Source organism: Iodidimonas gelatinilytica (assembly GCF_008579125.1).
GTDB classification, from domain to species: Bacteria; Pseudomonadota; Alphaproteobacteria; order Sphingomonadales; family Rhodothalassiaceae; genus Iodidimonas; species Iodidimonas muriae.
Window position 1 is genome coordinate 58,777 of the sequence record NZ_BKCL01000005.1, and the last position, 16,808, is coordinate 75,584.

The window sequence follows — 16,808 nt, forward strand, 5'->3', positions numbered from 1 at the left end:
CGGGGTTCAGCGGCGAAATGCTGACGCCTATCCAAAACGGCGTGAGTTTGGTCGTGGGTATCGGGTCGCGAAAGACCTGATCGGCATCCAATCGGCGTACGGTTGGTCTCCATGACTATGGTCGCGCTGAAAGCGTCTCCATGAAATGGTCAAGGGTCCAGGGGATATGAAATGCCCATTGGCGGATGGGGTGCAGGGGAGCGCCGAAGGCTCCTTTGCGAGTGGTGAAACGGCGATACGTTTTGCTGGCTCTGGATGGGTTCAATGCCCAAGAGGAGCCACAGGCCGGGGGTTGCACAGGGGCGCGCAGCGGGCCCCTTGCCAAGATGTGTGGTAGTACCACACACATCTTGCGGTCTAAATAAGACCGGGTTTTCCGGTAGTACACTGATGATTAGAGCTTATTGGTATTGCCGCTGTCACAACAAGGAGAATAGCCAAGCCAATTACCTACCCATCACAACGGAGAGAAAAAGCCATTTCCGTGCAGGCATCGAGAAGGTGCTCAAGCAACGCTGATAGGCCAGACAGATCGTAGTTGTCATCTTTCACTGCAGCTTTGAAAAATTTTTTGGCGAAAGCATCCTTCTGCTCGAGCGCGCCCTGGTACCCTCCGATATCCTCCTTATAAATCGACCAACGCACTCTGGGCACCGGGAGACCTTTCGCAGTTAAATCAAGATAACACTCGATTGCAGCAGCACGTCCGTTGATGTCTGCCGTGGCTTCACCTTCTGGTCCAATTGTCGAGAAATGCTGGAAACAATCTCGGTCTGGCAATTTTATGACTCTCATGTTTTGCGGCAGTTTCATCTCATTGATTTTACTCAACGCCGACAAACCCTCAGCGTCGTTGTCGAGAAGAAAAATAGTTTTGTTCTGAATGTCGATTTTTGCGAGACCGCTAGCAAACCTCACGAGATTTCCAGTTCCAGGAAATGGATGGCTTTCTGTTACATCAATGAAATTGAAAAAATCCGCGACTTCGGGCTTCAGAATCTCAATCGCACGCTTGAGAATTTTCGTATCGGAAGAGCCTTCAGTAGCGATAAGGAATGTCTGTTCTCGCTTAGGGCCCCCAACGAAGTCGGCGGCGTCAGCCCAGCCATTTTCAACCAGCGGGCCGAATTGCCAGACGATTGGCGCTGAATGATTATCAGTATTCTCAGCCAGAAGACGGAGAATAGCATACGGGTGCAGGAAGCCAATCAAGCTCCCAAAATAACTCAGTTCGCTCCAGGCGTTTGTATCCGTCGGATCATAATTTGGTATTCTTAACTTCAATGATTCATCAGAAAAGCGCCCCATAATTTCTGAATCTTCGTGGTCAATACTTGAAATAAACGTGTCACTTAGCTCTGAAATTTTTATTTCTCGGATGAAATCAAGAAATTCGACGAAACGAAATGGCCTTACTGGTTTAGGGAAAAGACCGTCGTCAGAAAATTCCTTCGCAAGCTCTTTTCTTTCTAAGTACCAATTCCGAGCAGATAAGATATATTCGCGACGAACGGTCTCAATAGTGAACCCCAAAAGATCAAGCCTTGGAAGTGCATCCTTGAGTGTCCTTACAAAGGCAGCTTGTTCCGCGAATGATGCGCCCTCCACATTCTCGTCGACGTCATCATCGGTTTGATCCGAAACAAAGTAGCCCAAGTCATCCTTGTGAAAGAGACTACCGTGATCATTCCCAGGATGGTTCTTTGCCCAATCAATGGAAATGCCAGCAATGTCGAGTGTGATTTCTGTGCCCATATATAGTTCGTCTTTGATTGTATTTTGAGTAGCTCTTCAGTGTAATCAAAATAGCATGGATTTAGCCTAGAATCGAAATTTGCTGGCGGGCTTCAGCGCGGGGCCCTTAGACCCCATCGGCGATATAGGTGTGACCGTCGATCTCGACCTCGGTGATATCACCGCCAAGCACCATGTCGCGGGCGAAGGCTTCGGTGTCGAAGTAGTAGCGCAGGTTCTCAGGCATCTGGTCGAGCATGCCCGTGCTGTCGATCAGCTCCTCGGCGTATTGGATTGCTGTGCCCTCGAAGAGATGCAGGTCCTTGATGCGATCGACCGCATCCTCAACGCTGTAGCCGAAGTGCTCAATCAGGATGATGAGCTTCACAGCATCATCGTCGTCCATGTCCTCGAAGCGCTCAAACCAGTCTTTGAGATTGGCCTGGTTGACGCCAATGGCGTCGAAGAGGCGGTAGTTGTCACCATCGATAAACTGGATTTCGTATTCCTCGACCGGATCGCCATATTCATTACGGTGCTCTGCGGCGCGGGTCTGATATTCCTCCAACGTATCGAAGTAAAAGCCGGTGGCGGAGATGTCATAGGGTGTGGCGTGGTAACGGTTGCTCGCATTGGGTTTCATGGGTCTTGGTCCTTTCTCGCTGTTGTCTGCTCCCGTGATCGGGACGCGAACGAGAAAGGCCGGGCGAAAAATCCGGACGTGCAAAGCGAGGCATTTGCCTCGCGCGGGCTAACACGGGAGCGAACTTAAGTGAGCGAATGGAGCGGGCGGCCCTTGCGTGTTTGGCGCGCCCGGCCATGTTTGCGGACTGATGCTTGATCACGGACCGGCCCAACAAGCGATGGACCGCTGACAGGCAAGCCTAATCAGCGAACGGCCATTTGTTCGGAACCCACAGTCGGTTTTCCAAAACGATCGGTGCAAGGTTCAACTCGGTCGCCAGCATAAGAGTTTCCGGCAAAAGGCAGGGCGGATCGAATGCCCTGCCAACCTGTTCAATCGGCTCTCCGTTAGGCGCGATGCGCATTGTCAGGGGTTCGCCTGCAAAATCGAAGAAGATATTGTTCACGAGAGGAAGACGGCTGGGCGCAAGCTCAAACTTTAGCGCTCCATTGGCAGGTACGTTCACGCCGAAAAACGCCATGTCGAGTGAGACGCGCACCGACTGATCAATGCTGCCAAGAGCCTGGCTGAAGCCGACAAGGTCCAGGTCCGGGCTGTCCGCACTCAGCCTCCCATCTTCGAAGATGTTCTTTTCAAGACGCTCGATCTGTTTTTGGCCTGGCTTCCCGATACGGACGCGCCAGTCCTGATTTATGAATGCCTCTCCAAGTCCGTGAAAGCCGGGCGCGGCCATCCCGGCAAGAATGATCGGCTCTTGCTTTCGAAAGAATGCGGTGACGTGCTTGTCAAACCAGACAGGGTAGTCGGATCGGCGCTCTGGCTTTTTTGATTGGTGATCGTAGAGACCAAAAGACTCGACGCAGCCCTGGTCTCGAAAGAAGCCTTTTGTTGGATAGATGAAAATGCTGACCGGGCGGAAGCCCCCCGGCAAGACCTCGCCGAACACGTAGACGGCATTGGGGACGTATCCGGTTTTGAACTCCGTATGGGGAGTGATCACCGACAGGCGTGCGCGCTTTCCGTCAAAGCGCGGACCGACCGGTACTTTGAAAGCGCTTGCGAATTCCGGGTGATCTTCAAGGCCAAAATCGCTGAGATTGGCCGGACCTGCCCATACTGCCGGGATGTCGTGAGAGATACACTCCGCCCACGCGCCTGCCAGCTATCTGCCGGATAGCTCCGTTTCGCCTGAAGTGTTTCTTTGGCATTCTCATAACGCTGCGAAATAGCCGCCGCTGACGGAAAGGTATCGTCCACGAGCTGGAGGTAAGCATCATAAAGACGGACCTTCTGGTCATTGGTCTGCCAGGTCTTAGTGAGATCGGCATTGGGACTGAGCGCGTCGCGCAAGTCACTGTCTGTTATGGCATCTTCGCCGAACAGAATAGGCTTTCCGTCTGGATACCTAATGGTATCCGCGTTACGCGACAGCGCATCAAAGATGGCAGAACGGAATCTGCCGCGACCAAAACGGGACTGACGCGCTTTCAGGATGTCAAAACGCGCTCTTAATGCCTTTCGGATCGCGTTTCGTTGAAAGCCGGATCGATAACTCCGGCGAACAACAATATCTTTCTTGGCATCCCGCATACCTGCCAGCCTCCTGCCACGACACTAACCGGACAGAGCGCCAATAATAAACCTCAAAACGCGGATCACTCCGACTTTGAGGTGAAGACATGCAAAGCGCAGAAACATTTGAGCACGACAAAGCATCGGCACTCGATGCTTTCGACGCTGCACTGCGCGAGATGCAAAAGCCGTCCAACGCAGTGATTGCCGAAGCCGTGCGCGAGCTTTTCAAAGTCGCCAAGAAAAATGCGGCTGAAGCGAAAGCTGTTGCCGAGCAACACCAGGCTGAGCTGAGCGAAGCCTTCCATGCCTTTCTTACCCTGCATGACGACACACCCGCCTTCGCCAAGCTGAAGGCGGACAAGGGTCGGCTGTTGCGCCTCGCAAGCGAAACGGAGACCGGAAATGAATAAGTCTCCTGCCATCGCCCGCCTGCGTCCGCACCAGATTGAAATGATCGGCGCGTTGCACGGTGCTGCCCGTAAAGCCTTCCTCCTGGCTGCTGCCGGGCTGGCGGCCCTGCCTCTTATCCTATTGGTTCTCGCAGCGGCGCTCGCTGTGGAGTTTCAACTGATGCTCCACACCATGGTGACGCTGCTGGATGACGGGACCGGCAATCAGCCGATCACGCTTCTGGCGCTCAGCTCGTTGATCGCCATTGTCGCCCTGCATGTGCTTACCCGGCAGCCAGAAAGCGAAGCGATCCATCGCTGGATGATGCGCCTTGGGCTCTTGGCCCTGGTGCTGTTCCTTCTGGCTTTGGCCTGATCGTCGCCATGACGAGCTTTGAGGTCGCCGCAGCGGTGCTGTTCGATCCCTCTACGGGGATTGAAGGTCTCGATACATGGCTCGCTGACTCGGACAGCGATGCTGTGGATGACAGCCTTGCTTCATTCCTGCGCGACCTGTTCGCCGAGTATGGCGGCCTGGTGGCCCTTGTCTTTGCCACACTTGGCCTCGGCGGTGTGTTCTTCTTGACAGTGCTGGTCAGTCACTTCCTGATTGGCCTTGCTCTCAAGCTCGCTGGCGAATTTGTCGCTGCCCTTACGCGCTTCAAAGAGTCGGCGGCGCTCAAAGCCACAATGCTGGCTGCTGATGCAGCGCTTGGCGCGGCGGCTCAGCAGCTTGCGGATCAGGAATCCGTATCGCCAGCATCGGCAGTGCGCGAAGCGGTCGCCATGCTTTCAGCAAAAGCTGACCGCGCACTGAGCTACCCGCGCCGCGTCGTTCAAGCGGCTGCGCTTCTGAAGCCCGATGCAGATGGTGACCCGCTGGCTGGGCTTGGTTCCAAGCTACTCGGCCTGCCGGATGAAGTCGGCACGCTCGATGTGCCTGCCCTCAAAACCCTTCTGGCCGATCTCGACCAGGCGATCAGCGAAGACGCTCTCTTCGATATCGCGGTCGCGGTGGCAATCACTGAGTTCGGTCTCATCAATGATGATGTGGAGATGTTTGATGTCTAAATCTGTTTTCCTCGCTGGCTGCGCGCTGCTGGGTCTTTTGGGCCAGCCTGCCTTCGCAGATGATCAGCGCACCTCGCGCGATCTTATGATCGCCCTCGATGTCTCGACCTCGAACGTCATCGTCGAAAGCGATGTCATGGCGGCCAAGGCCGGTCGCGAAGCGGCGGAGATGATCCTCACGCTGGGTAATGGCGATCGACTGCGTATCCGCACCTTTGGTTCTTACAGCCAAAGCGAAAACCCGCTGCGTCTGGATATCACGATCTCCCGTCGGATGCCTGCGCACCGTGTTGCGGCAAGTGTGGAGCGATTGATCGCGAGTCTGCCGGACCTGGTGGAGAGCGGACGCCTGCCTGCGGGCGGCACGACGCACATCACCGCCTTTCTCGAAGAGGAAGCGGCGCTTTTGTCCTGCGGCACACGCCTCACGGCGCTCGCTCTGTTCACAGACGGGATTGAAGCTTCGCCTGCAACAAGCCCGGAGCAACTGGCCAGCGGTCAAGCCGCCTTGCCTGCGCCAAACGGCGATGTGCTTCAGGGCTGTGGGATCAGCCTCTACGGCATTGGTGAAACCACCGGCGGCGCTGATCGCGCTCGCACCCAGAACCTCATCAATGCCTGGACGCAATGGGCCGATCAAGCCGGCGCTTTCTTCCAGGCTTTCCCGAAATACTGACCTGAAACCAAAACAAACGGAGCAGATAAATGCTGAATATTCAAAATACTCAATATACGGAAAGCCGCAGAAATCCGGGCTTTATTTGCACTGAATCCAGCAAGTTTGGTATACTGAAAGTAGAGGACTGGCTTCGTTTGAAAGCCAGCTTGTTGGAATAGATGGGACCGGATTATGATAAATATCGGCCCCTACTGGATGAGTTTAACCTCGCGGATGATAAAAAAGACGAGTTCATCGATGTTATGTGGGCCTTGCTCGACAGTTTTGTCGCGCGTGCACACGGCACCGATGCCGTTCAGAAAGTCGTTGATAAACAACGGGATAAAACTAGTGAAACCGATTCGGATGATGTAAAATCTGATGAAATAACAATGATATCCGAGCTGAACAATGAGTGAGAAAAAGCAACCTGCCGTCATCTACTGCCGTGTTTCTGATACCAAGCAGAAAACCGAAGGCCATGGCCTTGAAAGCCAGGAGGTACGGTGCCTCGAATATGCCAAGAGTAAAGGCTATGAGGTCGTTGCGACTTATAAGGACGATGCGTCTGGCGGCGATCTCAAGCGCCCGCAAAGCGAGGAGATGCTAAAATATCTCCGTGCCAATCGCCGTGTTCCTCACGTCATCATCATTGAAGATATCAGCCGCCTGGCGCGTGACACCCGCATCTGGATGTGGTTCCGCGACGAGCTGGCCAAAACCAACTCGACCCTGGAATGCCCGTCATTCCAGTTTGGTGAAACATCTGAAGCCTGGCTGATGGAAATGATGTCGGTGAACTTCGCCGAATATCATCGCCTGAAGAATGCCGAGCAAACCCGGAACCGCATGTGGGGCCGGATGATGAACGGCTATTGGGTCTTCAAGCCACCGATTGGCTTCAAATACGAAAAGGTCGGACCGCACGGAAAGCTTCTCGTGCGCGATGAGCCTGTCGCCTCAATCCTTCAAGAGGCGCTTGAACGCTATGCTGACGGGCGTTTGCAGACCCTCAGCGAAGTGAAGCGCTATCTGGAATCTGAACCTGACTTCCCCAAGGATACAAAGCAGGGCGAAGTGCGCATTCAGCGCATTCGCGAATGGCTGACCCAGGTTCTATACGCTGGCTATATCGAGCGTCCTGATTGGGACATCGAGCTGCGTGAAGCGCAGCACGATGGAATCATCAGCCTGCACACCTACCGCAAAATTCAGGATCGCCTGGCTGGTCGCAAGACAAACACGGCTACGGCGGCTGTGCGCCAGGACCTTCGCGAAGAAATGCCGCTGCGTGGCTTCGTTCTTTGCGGCGATTGCGATCGCCCGCTCACGGGTGGGCGCTCAAAGGGGCGCAAGAAATACTACGTCTACTATGAGTGCCACAACAAAGAGTGCGTCAGTCACCGTAAGTCGATCCGCAAGGCGGACATCGAGAAGGATTTTGAGATGCTGCTCGCGACGGCAACGCCGACGCGCAAGCTCTTTGAATTTGTCCACACCATGCTCAAAGACCTCTGGGAAAAGCATGGCGAGCGCCTTGTCGAGCAACGCAAGTCGCTGACCCACAAGATTCGCGAAGTCGATGCGAAGATCGAAACGCTTGTTGACCGTACCCTGGAAACCTCCAGTCAAACGCTCATCGAGCGCTATGAGGCGCGTCTGCGCGATCTGGAGCTGGAGAAGGCTGCTTTGGTCGAACAATCGACCCTGCCAGTCGGACCACAGGATACCTTTAAGCGGACCTTTCGAACCGCCATGGACTTCCTTGGTAACCCATTGAAACTATGGAATTCTTCGCGCTTTGAGGATAAGCGCGCGGTCCTGAAATTGACCTTCGCAGACCAGCTTGCATACAAGCGAAATGAAGGCTTTCGAACCGCTAATTTTTCCTTACCGTTCAAGCTCTTAGGGGATTTTTCGGCCCTAGAAAGCAAGATGGTGCCCGCTGCCGGACTCGAACCGGCACAGCCTAAAGGCCGAGGATTTTAAGTCCCTTGCGTCTACCAATTCCGCCAAGCGGGCACGCGGCACTCCTATGCCACAGCCTGCCCCTTGAGAAAAGACTTGAAGCACCAATTCTTTGAGAAAAATTATCCTTCGCGGGGATCATCCACGGGCGTGACCCCGAAACCCGAAACCACCGATTTGATGTCCTCCACCACCTGCTTGATCCGCTTTTCATCGGTCGAGCGCACCACCACATGCAGCCCCACACGGCCCTCGCGGTAATAAGGGTAACTGCCGATCTGCACATCTTTGGCGGCATCTGCGATGCGCCCCAGATCGCCCGCCAAAGCACTTTCCGGCATTGGAACCGTAAGGCTTGCAGAGCGCATGGGCGCCCCCCCATCCAGGCTATGGCGCAGGCTTTCCAGCATGGCTTCATAATCAGCGGCACACCGGCCAACACATAGACATTATCCACCTGAAAGCCCGGCGCGACACTGATGGGATTGTCGATCAATGTGCCACCTTTGGGGATACGGGCCATGCGCCTGCGGGCTTCGGTAAAGTCCCCTTTGGATAATGGGCTTCCAAAAGCCGTACTGCCTCCGGATGGTCTACAAGCGGCACATCAAATGCCTTGGCGATGGCATCGGCGGTGATGTCGTCATGGGTTGGCCCGATACCGCCAGTGGTAAAGACATAGCGAAACCGTGACCGACACTCATTGACAGCCGCGACGATTCGCTCTGTTACATCCGGCACCACCCGCACTTCGTCCAAACGCACCCCTTGCTCGTTCAGCCATAAAGCCAGCGTTGCAGTATTGGCGTCTTTCGTGCGCCCCGACAGGATCTCGTCACCAATCACCACCAAGGCGGCTTTTACAGGGGATTTCAGCTTATCCGGCATCAAAGGCGCTCCAGCGGTTTTCGCTTTGAACAGATATGGAAAGAAACAACCATGGGACCAGAATAGTCGCCTTCCGGTCTTTGATTCAATAGATGGCGCATTGATCGCGCGTGCTGCCTCGTTTAGCGTGGAGCCAAATTCGGGGAAAGGACCGCGACACATGAAAAAAACAGGCTCGGCTATCTTTTGCACGCTTCTGTTGGCAGGGGCAACGGCCCTTTCCGCTTCGGCACAGACAGAGGCCCCTTCGGCACATATACTGGCACCACCCGGTGAAACACCGGTGCTCCATGAAATGGCCGCCGCCACAAGCGCTGAACGCCTACGCCATGATGTGGAAAAACTGGTGGGCTTTGGCACGCGCCATACCTTATCGGACACCATATCCGATACGCGCGGCATTGGCGCAGCAAGGCGCTGGATCGAAGCAGAATTCAACCGCATTTCCGAAAGCTGCGGCGGCTGTCTTGAGGTCATCACCGTGTCCGACACCGTTTCGGGCGAAACGCGCATCCCCGATCCTGTAGAGGTGGTGAATGTGATCGCCATTCAGCGCGGCAGCCTTGACCCCACCCGCATGGTTTTAATGTCTGGCGATATCGATAGCCGCGTGTCCGATCCCATGGATGACACATCCGACAGCCCCGGGGCCAATGACAATGCATCAGGCGTTGCAGGCGTTCTGGAAGCGGCACGGGTTCTCTCGCGCTATAAATTCCCCGGCACCATTGTTTATGCGGCCTTGTCCGGCGAGGAACAGGGACTATTTGGCGGCAAGATTCTGGCCAAATACGCGCTGGATCAAGGCTGGCGCATCAAAGCCGTTCTCAACAATGATATGATTGGCAATATTTCCGGGATCAATGGCGTGATCGACAATGCCACGGCCCGGGTCTTCTCCGAAGGCACCCGTGCTGTAGAAACGCCTGAAGAAGCACGCTTGCGCCGGTTTACCGGCGGCGAAGTGGACAGTCCCTCACGCAATCTGGCCCGTTATATCGACCGTTTGGCAGATCATTATATCCCCAATCTGGATGTGATGATGGTCTATCGGCTGGACCGCTTTGGCCGTGGCGGCCATCATCGCCCCTTCAATGAAGCGGGCATGCCCGGTGTGCGGATCATGGAAACCAATGAGGATTATACCCGCCAGCATCAGGATCTACGCACAGAAAACGGCATAGCCTATGGCGATGTGCTGTCTGGTGTGGATTTCGCTTATAATGCCAAGCTGACCGCCCTGAATGTGGTGACGTTGGGAGCTTTGGCATCAAGCCCGCCCTTCCCCGCCAATGTGGCGATCAAGGGTGCGGTGCGCCCGTCCACCACATTGAGCTGGGCACGCCCTGAAGGGGCTGCTGCGGAAAATCTTGCCGGATATCGGGTATATTGGCGCCTGACCACCGATCCGCAATGGACCTATAGCCGTTGGGTTGGCGATGTGGACAAGGTCACTTTGGAAAATATCGTGATCGACAATTATTATTTTGGCGTGGCCAGCGTGTCCAGGGACGGCTTTGAAAGTCCGGTGGTATTCCCCGGCCCTGCGGGCAGCTTTGGCGAATGAATACCCTTGCTATGCGGACATATCCATGAAGTTTGCACAGCCATTGGTTCCTGCCCGCTTGGAACGGCGCTATAAGCGGTTTTTGGCCGATGCCATTTTAAAAGACGGCACAAAAATCACCGCCCATTGCGCCAATTCCGGGGCCATGCTGGGCTGTGCGCCGGCTGGTGCACGCATCTGGCTGTCGCCCAACACCAACCCAAAAGCCAAGCTGGATTGGCGCTGGGAATTGGTCGAGGTGGACGACACGCTTGTGGGCATCAACACCGCGCATCCCAATCGCATTGTGGAAACGGCCATCATGGAAGACCGCATTTCCGAACTGACCGGCTATCAAACTTTACGGCGTGAGGTGGCTTATGGGGCATCCTCACGCATTGATCTTTTGGCGCAGGATCACCCCGACCGGCCCGGCCAGAACTGTTATATCGAGGTGAAAAACGTCACCTTGCGCCAAGATGGCGAAGCACGGTTTCCCGATGCTGTCACCGCACGCGGCACCAAGCATCTGATGGAATTGGCCGATATGGTGCGCCAAGGCCACCGGGCGGTGATGCTTTATCTGGTACAGCGCGATGATTGCGACCAAATGGCGCTGGCCCATGAAATCGATCCCGCCTATGCACGCGCCTTTTCCCATGCTGTTGAACAAGGTGTAGAAGCCTATGCCTATGCCTGCAGCATTACACTGGACCATATTCGGATAGCGCAGCCCCTTCCAATTCGGCCTCCGGCTTCCTATCCTTGAATGTAAGGTATAACAAGCAAACCCGATCCACGAGTATGAGGACATCGAAAAGATGAACAAATTAAAGAGCGCCGCAACAGCAGAACGCCGCTCACAAGGTATCAAGCTGCATGACCCCGCCGATTTCGAAGGCATGCGCAAAGCCGGTAAGCTGGCGGCAGAGGTGCTCGATTTCATCGCCCCTTATGTCAAGCCTGGTGTGACCACCGAGGCACTGGACCAGTTGTGCCATGACTTCATTATCGACCATGGAGCCATTCCGGCGCCGCTCAATTATCGCGGTTTTCCCAAATCCATCTGCACATCGGTCAATCATGTGGTGTGCCATGGTATTCCCGGCCCGAAATCGCTGAAAGATGGCGATAGCATCAATATCGACATCACGGTCATTCTGGATGGCTGGCATGGCGATACCAGCCGCATGTTTTTCGTTGGAAAACCGTCGGTCAAAGCGCGCCGACTGGCCGACATCACCCATGAAGCCATGATGCGCGGCATCCATATGGTCAAACCCGGCGTGACTTTGGGCGATATCGGCCATGCCATCCAAAGCTATGTAGAAAAAGAACGCTGCTCTGTGGTGCGGGAATTTTGTGGTCATGGCATTGGGCAGGTGTTCCATGATGCCCCCAATATCTTGCACTATGGGCATCCCGGAACCGGCGCTGTGCTGGAAGAAGGCATGTTCTTCACCATCGAACCCATGGTGAATGCTGGCAAGCCCGATACAAAAGTCTTGGACGATGGCTGGACCGCCGTTACCCGCGACCGCTCTTTGTCCATGCAGTTCGAGCACAGCCTGGCCGTCACAAAAGATGGCTATGAAATTTTCACCCGTTCGCCCAAGGGTCTGCATCAGCCGCCCTATGATCTTTGAGAGAGGATAAAATGGGGGGCGATGCACTGGATCTCCAAGGGCACCGGAAGCGGCTGCGGTCACGGTTTCTGGCCTCGGGCGGCAAGGGCATGCCCGATTATGAAATGATCGAAATGCTGTTGATGGGAGCAATTCAAAGGCGTGATGTGAAGCCTTTGGCCAAGCATCTTTTAAAGGTCTTTGGCTCTTATGAAGCGGTGCTTACGGCCCCCAAGGAACGGCTATATGAAATTGATGGCATCGGCGAAAGCGCCGCTGCCATGATCAAGATGGTTGAAGCCAGTGCCCTGCGTTTGTCTCAGGCCAAAATACTGGGCCAGCCCGTTCTTAGCAATTGGCGCGCTCTTCTCGATTACTGCCATGCCGCCATGGCCCATGCAAAAACAGAACAATTCCGCATCCTGTTTTTGGACCGTAAAAACACGCTGATCGCCGATGAGGTGCAGCAGCAAGGCACCATCGACCACACCCCCGTCTATCCCCGCGAAGTCATCAAGCGCGCGCTGGAGCTGCATGCCTCCGCCGTTATTCTGGTGCACAATCACCCATCCGGGGATCCCACGCCAAGCCGGGGCGATATCGATATGACCAAAGATATCGTAGAAGCCGCCAAGAAGCTGGGAATTTCCGTCCATGATCATCTGGTGATCGGCAAGAAAGGCCATTCCAGCTTCAAAAGTCTGGGATTGTTATAAGCCTTTGATCACAGGCAAGATCGCGGTGGTTCTTGCCCTATTGCCTGCCCGGTGTTAGGGAAAGCGCGCTCTTTCCCCATCGGCAGCCCTGTTGGAGATACCCCCATGATCCCCCGTTATTCCCGCCCAGAAATGACCGCCCTATGGTCCCCGGAAAGCAAATTCCAGATTTGGTTCGAGATCGAAGCCCATGCCTGTGATGCACAGGCGGAATTGGGCATCATCCCCAAAGAGGCCGCCAAAGCCGTTTGGGACCGTGGGGCCTTCGAGGTTGACCGCATCGACGCCATCGAAGCGGAAGTAAAGCACGATGTGATCGCCTTTCTTACCAATCTGGCCGAGCATGTGGGGCCCGAAGCGCGCTTTGTGCATCAGGGCATGACCTCGTCGGATATTCTGGATACCTGTTTTAACATCCAGCTTGTACGCGCCGCCGACCTGATGCTTGCGGATCTGGATAAGCTGCTGGGGATTTTGGAACGCCGCGCCCATGAACACCGCGACACGGTCACCATCGGGCGCAGCCACGGCATCCACGCCGAGCCCACCACCTTCGGGCTGAAACTGGCCCAAGCCTATGCGGAATTCAGCCGCGCCAAAACACGCCTTCAAAATGCCCGCGAAGAAGTGGCCACCTGCGCCATTTCCGGCGCTGTGGGCACCTTCGCCAATATCGATCCACGGGTAGAAAGCTATGTGGCGGATAAATTGGGTTTGGCCATTGAGCCCATCTCCACGCAGGTTATCCCCCGCGACCGCCATGCCATGTATTTCGCAACTCTTGGGGTCATTGCCAGTTCCGTTGAACGGTTGGCAACCGAGATCCGCCATTTGCAGCGCACCGAGGTTCTGGAAGTGGAAGAATATTTCTCACCCGGCCAAAAGGGCAGCTCGGCCATGCCCCATAAACGCAATCCGGTGCTTACGGAAAATCTTACCGGTCTTGCCCGTATGGTGCGGTCTTACGCCATGCCTGCCATGGAAAATGTGGCGTTGTGGCATGAACGGGATATTTCCCATTCCTCCGTTGAACGCATGATCGGCCCCGATGCCACCGTGACACTGGATTTCGCTTTGGCCCGGTTGGCGGGGGTAATGGACAAGTTGCTGATTTATCCCGACCGTATGCGCGCCAATATGGACCGTTTGGGCGGTCTGGTAAATTCCCAACGCGTTTTGCTGGCCCTCACCCAAAAAGGCGTCAGCGTGAAGATGCGTATCGGCTGGTGCAGCGCAATGCCATGAAAGTGTGGGACAGCAATGGCCATGCACATCTGCTGGACCTTTTGAAACATGATACGGAGATCGCAGAGAAATTCGCCCCCGGTGAATTGGAGGCTCTGTTCGATCTGGGCTATCACACCAAGTCCGTGGACGTTATTTTCAAAAGAATTTTCGGCCAGTAGAGAACCGGGAAAAATGTTCAGCTTTGCTTAACAGCCTAAAGATAAGCTCATGGTGATTGATGAAACGACATCATGGGCTTTATTTTGCACGCGGAACAAACATTGCCACCCGAAAATCAAGCGGCAAAGCTGGCGCTGGCGGCCCATTTCCGGGCAGAAACCGGAAACATGCCCTTTCGTCTCCTCATTCTTGCCGCCCTATCCCTCCTTTTCACAATGGGATCGGAAACATCCTGGCCAATTTTGTGGGGTCTGATCACCTTATGCGCAGAGCTTGCTGCCTTTCTCCTGACTCTACCGACACGTCGAAATCTTCACCTTCTCAAAAATTTAACCCCTGCTCGCCTCCTTGTGGATATAAGCGGGGTCGCTCTCGTAATCCTGTGGTGTTCCGGCGCTGTCCTGTTTTATTTTGAAGAGTCGGAAGCGGCCCGTCTGACAAGCCTTCTCTCGCTGTCGGCCATTGGTATGACCGTGGCGCTCCAGCCTTCACGTCTTCTCATTGCATCCTACCTCTGCGCAGGGATCCCCAGTTTGGCCATCATCTGGCTGAGTTGGAACAGCATTGAAATTCTTTATGGAAATATCCAGTTTGCTGTTGCGATGATGGTCACGGGAAATATCTTCCTTCTTACCGTGATGACCCGGCAGTCCGGCGCAGCTCTTTTCCGGGGGCAGATCCGACAAGCGGAACTGATCGCAGACCTGAAAACCGCGCGGGATGAAGCAGAAAGCCGCCGTGTGGAGGCAGAGGAATTGGCCCGCACCAAAGCAGATTTCATTGCCGTCATGAGCCATGAAGTGCGCACACCATTGAACGGCGTTCTGGCAATGGCCGACAGCCTGATGCACAGCCCGCTTACCGAAGCGCAAAAGCGCCAGGTCCGAACTATCCACAATTCAGGCAGTATTTTGCTAAATGTTGTGCGCGATATCCTTGATCTATCCCGCTCTGATGCGGGGAAGATGAGCATCCGGTCAGAACCGGTGGATTTACAATCGCTTTTTAGCCCCGGACTCGATTTATGGTGGGACAGAGCCCAAGAACTGGGGCTTGGTTTCTCGATCAAAAGCGCACCGGATGTGCCCCGATATATCCGCTGCGATGAAACCCGTTTGTTGCAAATTCTGTTCAATTTGCTCGCCAATGCTTTGAAATTCACCCCGGATGGAGAAATCCGTCTGGAAGTTTCACGGACAAGTCTGCCAACAGGGGATGGCTTATTGTTTCGCATTTGCGACACCGGAATCGGAATTGCCCCGAAAGACCAAAACCGTATTTTTGGACGCTTTACCCAAGTGGAAACCCATGCCGCCCGCCGGCATGATGGCACGGGGCTCGGTCTTGCCATCACCAAAGAGCTGGTGTCCCTGCTTGGGGGAGAAATCGGGGTTGAAAGCAGCATCGGATCGGGGTCTGTCTTTTATTTCACCATAGCGCTTGAGCAAATTGGCGAAGAACCCCTGCATTTGCTGCCTGTAAAAGGCTCAAAGCGCCCGGCCCCGCCCCCGGACCGCTCTGAACCGGCCCCTGAAAAGGCATCACCGCCCCCCGAACAAACAGCCGATGAAACGTCTTATTCCTTCTTGGTTGCCGATGATAACCCCACCAATCTAAGGGTGATGGAAGCTATCCTTGCCTGCTATAAAGGCTCGATCCATTGTGTGGAAAATGGCGTCCAAGCGGTGGAGGCCTTATCGAAAGAAGGTCATTATGATCTGGTTTTCATGGATATGCGCATGCCGGTGATGGATGGATTGGAAGCCATGCGGCGAATCCGCGCCACGGAGGGCGGCCTTACCATTCCCATCATCGCATTGACCGCCAATGCCAATCAGTCCGATGAAGCGGCCTGTCTCAAGGCCGGGGCCGATGCCTATCTGACCAAGCCCATCGACACACAAATGCTTTACGCGCTTGTAAAACGCCTGCTCAAGCCGTCAGAAAAGACCGCAATCCCCCACCAAACAGGCGCATAATCACAGTCTTGGGAAAAATCCCTGGGAGAAAGAAAGCCCCTTGAGCCAAGGCTCAAAGGGCTTTCCGTCATCGCTTATGCCTTGTGCGGCTTATCCAAGTTCTTTCATGATTTGATTGCGGGCTTCTTCCATACATTCCTGCAAGCGGTGCTCCACCTGATGGGTGCTGATTTCTATGCCCTTGGCCTGAAAATCGGCGGAAACCTTCCGGATTACATCCGCATCGCCCACTTCTTCAAAATCAGCTTCGATCACTGATTTTGCATAATTTGTGGCATCATCACCGCTTAATCCCAGCTTTTCGGCCGCCCATAAACCAAGGAGCTTGTTCCGACGCATGGCGGCTTTAAACCGCAATTCTTCATCATGTGCGTATTTTCGTTCGAAATTCTGTTCGCGGTCGTTGAAATCGGTCATCGCTTGCCCTCGGCCAATAATTAGCAGTCATTTGCATTTAAGCAGTCTTGGAAACAATCGCAACCATCACAAGACTTGACGAACGGCTTCAATGCCGCTTTTTTGGGGGACGTGGTGATTTGGTCCGACCGGCTTGCGGCCACGTTAAATAAGCATGCTAAAATGGTTGGGGTTCGCCTCGACAATTCG

At 54.6% G+C, this 16,808-nt stretch carries 16 protein-coding genes, 1 tRNA gene, 3 pseudogenes and 1 riboswitch; of the genes and pseudogenes, 12 read left to right on the forward strand and 8 right to left on the reverse strand.

Translation table 11 applies throughout. The features are described from left to right. Positions 1–450: 450 nt before the first annotated feature. The 4 genes from JCM17844_RS08160 to JCM17844_RS08175 all read right to left on the reverse strand — a co-directional run bounded on the left by JCM17844_RS08160 (position 451) and on the right by JCM17844_RS08175 (position 3,970). Positions 451–1,755, reverse strand: coding sequence for a HEPN/Toprim-associated domain-containing protein (locus JCM17844_RS08160; protein WP_150000505.1), 1,305 nt, complete (start codon positions 1,753–1,755; stop codon positions 451–453). Between the two features lie 106 nt (positions 1,756–1,861). Beyond that, a complete protein-coding gene (locus JCM17844_RS08165; RefSeq protein WP_150000506.1) occupies positions 1,862–2,377 on the reverse strand; it encodes an antirestriction protein ArdA in 516 nt (171 codons plus the stop codon). Positions 2,378–2,618: 241 nt separating this feature from the next. Continuing rightward, the gene (locus JCM17844_RS08170) at positions 2,619–3,380 is read right to left on the reverse strand and encodes a hypothetical protein (RefSeq protein WP_150000507.1); all 762 of its coding nucleotides are present in this window, start codon (positions 3,378–3,380) and stop codon (positions 2,619–2,621) included. After that, a complete protein-coding gene (locus tag JCM17844_RS08175) occupies positions 3,377–3,970 on the reverse strand; it encodes a hypothetical protein (protein WP_150000508.1) in 594 nt (197 codons plus the stop codon). The genes JCM17844_RS08170 and JCM17844_RS08175 overlap by 4 nt, the downstream gene beginning before the upstream one ends. A gap of 89 nt (positions 3,971–4,059) precedes the next feature. Here JCM17844_RS08175 and JCM17844_RS08180 point away from each other — a divergent pair, with 89 nt between their 5' ends. From JCM17844_RS08180 to JCM17844_RS17250, 6 genes and pseudogenes are all read left to right on the forward strand, one after another. Next, positions 4,060–4,365 carry a hypothetical protein gene (locus JCM17844_RS08180; protein ID WP_150000509.1) on the forward strand — a complete coding sequence of 102 codons (306 nt, stop codon included), beginning with the start codon at positions 4,060–4,062 and terminating at the stop codon, positions 4,363–4,365. Beyond that, the gene (locus JCM17844_RS08185; protein ID WP_150000510.1) at positions 4,358–4,720 is read left to right on the forward strand and encodes a hypothetical protein; all 363 of its coding nucleotides are present in this window, start codon (positions 4,358–4,360) and stop codon (positions 4,718–4,720) included. The genes JCM17844_RS08180 and JCM17844_RS08185 overlap by 8 nt, the downstream gene beginning before the upstream one ends. Positions 4,721–4,728: 8 nt before the next feature. Continuing rightward, entirely contained in the window at positions 4,729–5,415 is a 687-nt protein-coding gene (locus JCM17844_RS08190) for a hypothetical protein (protein WP_150000511.1), read from the forward strand. Beyond that, on the forward strand, positions 5,408–6,091 hold the full coding sequence (locus JCM17844_RS08195) for a vWA domain-containing protein (protein WP_150000512.1): 684 nt from the start codon (positions 5,408–5,410) through the stop codon (positions 6,089–6,091). The genes JCM17844_RS08190 and JCM17844_RS08195 overlap by 8 nt, the downstream gene beginning before the upstream one ends. Before the next feature lie 161 nt (positions 6,092–6,252). Next, complete coding sequence (locus JCM17844_RS08200) at positions 6,253–6,492, forward strand: hypothetical protein (protein ID WP_150000513.1); 240 nt, start codon at positions 6,253–6,255, stop codon at positions 6,490–6,492. Beyond that, positions 6,485–7,456 (forward strand): annotated as a pseudogene (locus JCM17844_RS17250) (recombinase family protein); the annotation flags it as partial. The gene JCM17844_RS08200 and the pseudogene JCM17844_RS17250, both read left to right, overlap by 8 nt. Here JCM17844_RS17250 and JCM17844_RS08210 read toward each other — a convergent pair. The 3 genes and pseudogenes from JCM17844_RS08210 to JCM17844_RS17255 all read right to left on the reverse strand — a co-directional run bounded on the left by JCM17844_RS08210 (position 7,415) and on the right by JCM17844_RS17255 (position 8,929). Further along, positions 7,415–7,774, reverse strand: coding sequence for a hypothetical protein (locus JCM17844_RS08210; RefSeq protein WP_150000514.1), 360 nt, complete (start codon positions 7,772–7,774; stop codon positions 7,415–7,417). The pseudogene JCM17844_RS17250 and the gene JCM17844_RS08210 sit on opposite strands and share 42 nt — an antisense overlap. A 235-nt stretch (positions 7,775–8,009) precedes the next feature. Next, positions 8,010–8,095, reverse strand: a tRNA-Leu gene (locus JCM17844_RS08215). A gap of 68 nt (positions 8,096–8,163) precedes the next feature. Next, a pseudogene (locus JCM17844_RS17255) lies at positions 8,164–8,929 on the reverse strand (competence/damage-inducible protein A). A 160-nt stretch (positions 8,930–9,089) separates the two neighbouring features. Here JCM17844_RS17255 and JCM17844_RS08225 point away from each other — a divergent pair. The 6 genes and pseudogenes from JCM17844_RS08225 to JCM17844_RS08250 all read left to right on the forward strand — a co-directional run bounded on the left by JCM17844_RS08225 (position 9,090) and on the right by JCM17844_RS08250 (position 16,202). After that, positions 9,090–10,496 carry a M28 family peptidase gene (locus tag JCM17844_RS08225; RefSeq protein ID WP_150000515.1) on the forward strand — a complete coding sequence of 469 codons (1,407 nt, stop codon included), beginning with the start codon at positions 9,090–9,092 and terminating at the stop codon, positions 10,494–10,496. A 25-nt stretch (positions 10,497–10,521) separates the two neighbouring features. Next, positions 10,522–11,244: a DNA/RNA nuclease SfsA gene (gene sfsA / locus JCM17844_RS08230; RefSeq protein WP_150000516.1), complete on the forward strand. Its 723-nt coding sequence runs from the start codon at positions 10,522–10,524 to the stop codon at positions 11,242–11,244. 52 nt (positions 11,245–11,296) lie between these two features. Then, complete coding sequence (map, locus tag JCM17844_RS08235) at positions 11,297–12,121, forward strand: type I methionyl aminopeptidase (RefSeq protein ID WP_150000517.1); 825 nt, start codon at positions 11,297–11,299, stop codon at positions 12,119–12,121. An 11-nt stretch (positions 12,122–12,132) separates the two neighbouring features. Then, positions 12,133–12,816 (forward strand): RadC family protein, encoded by a 684-nt coding sequence (gene radC, locus JCM17844_RS08240; protein ID WP_150000518.1) that lies wholly within the window; start codon positions 12,133–12,135, stop codon positions 12,814–12,816. 105 nt (positions 12,817–12,921) lie between these two features. Next, positions 12,922–14,222: pseudogene (gene purB / locus JCM17844_RS08245) on the forward strand (adenylosuccinate lyase). 534 nt (positions 14,223–14,756) lie between these two features. Beyond that, entirely contained in the window at positions 14,757–16,202 is a 1,446-nt protein-coding gene (locus JCM17844_RS08250) for an ATP-binding protein (protein ID WP_210431644.1), read from the forward strand. A gap of 90 nt (positions 16,203–16,292) precedes the next feature. Here JCM17844_RS08250 and JCM17844_RS08255 read toward each other — a convergent pair whose 3' ends face one another. Next, on the reverse strand, positions 16,293–16,619 hold the full coding sequence (locus JCM17844_RS08255; protein WP_150000520.1) for a DUF1476 domain-containing protein: 327 nt from the start codon (positions 16,617–16,619) through the stop codon (positions 16,293–16,295). 101 nt (positions 16,620–16,720) lie between these two features. Then, positions 16,721–16,801, forward strand: a riboswitch (SAM riboswitch). The last annotated feature ends 7 nt before the right edge of the window (positions 16,802–16,808 follow it).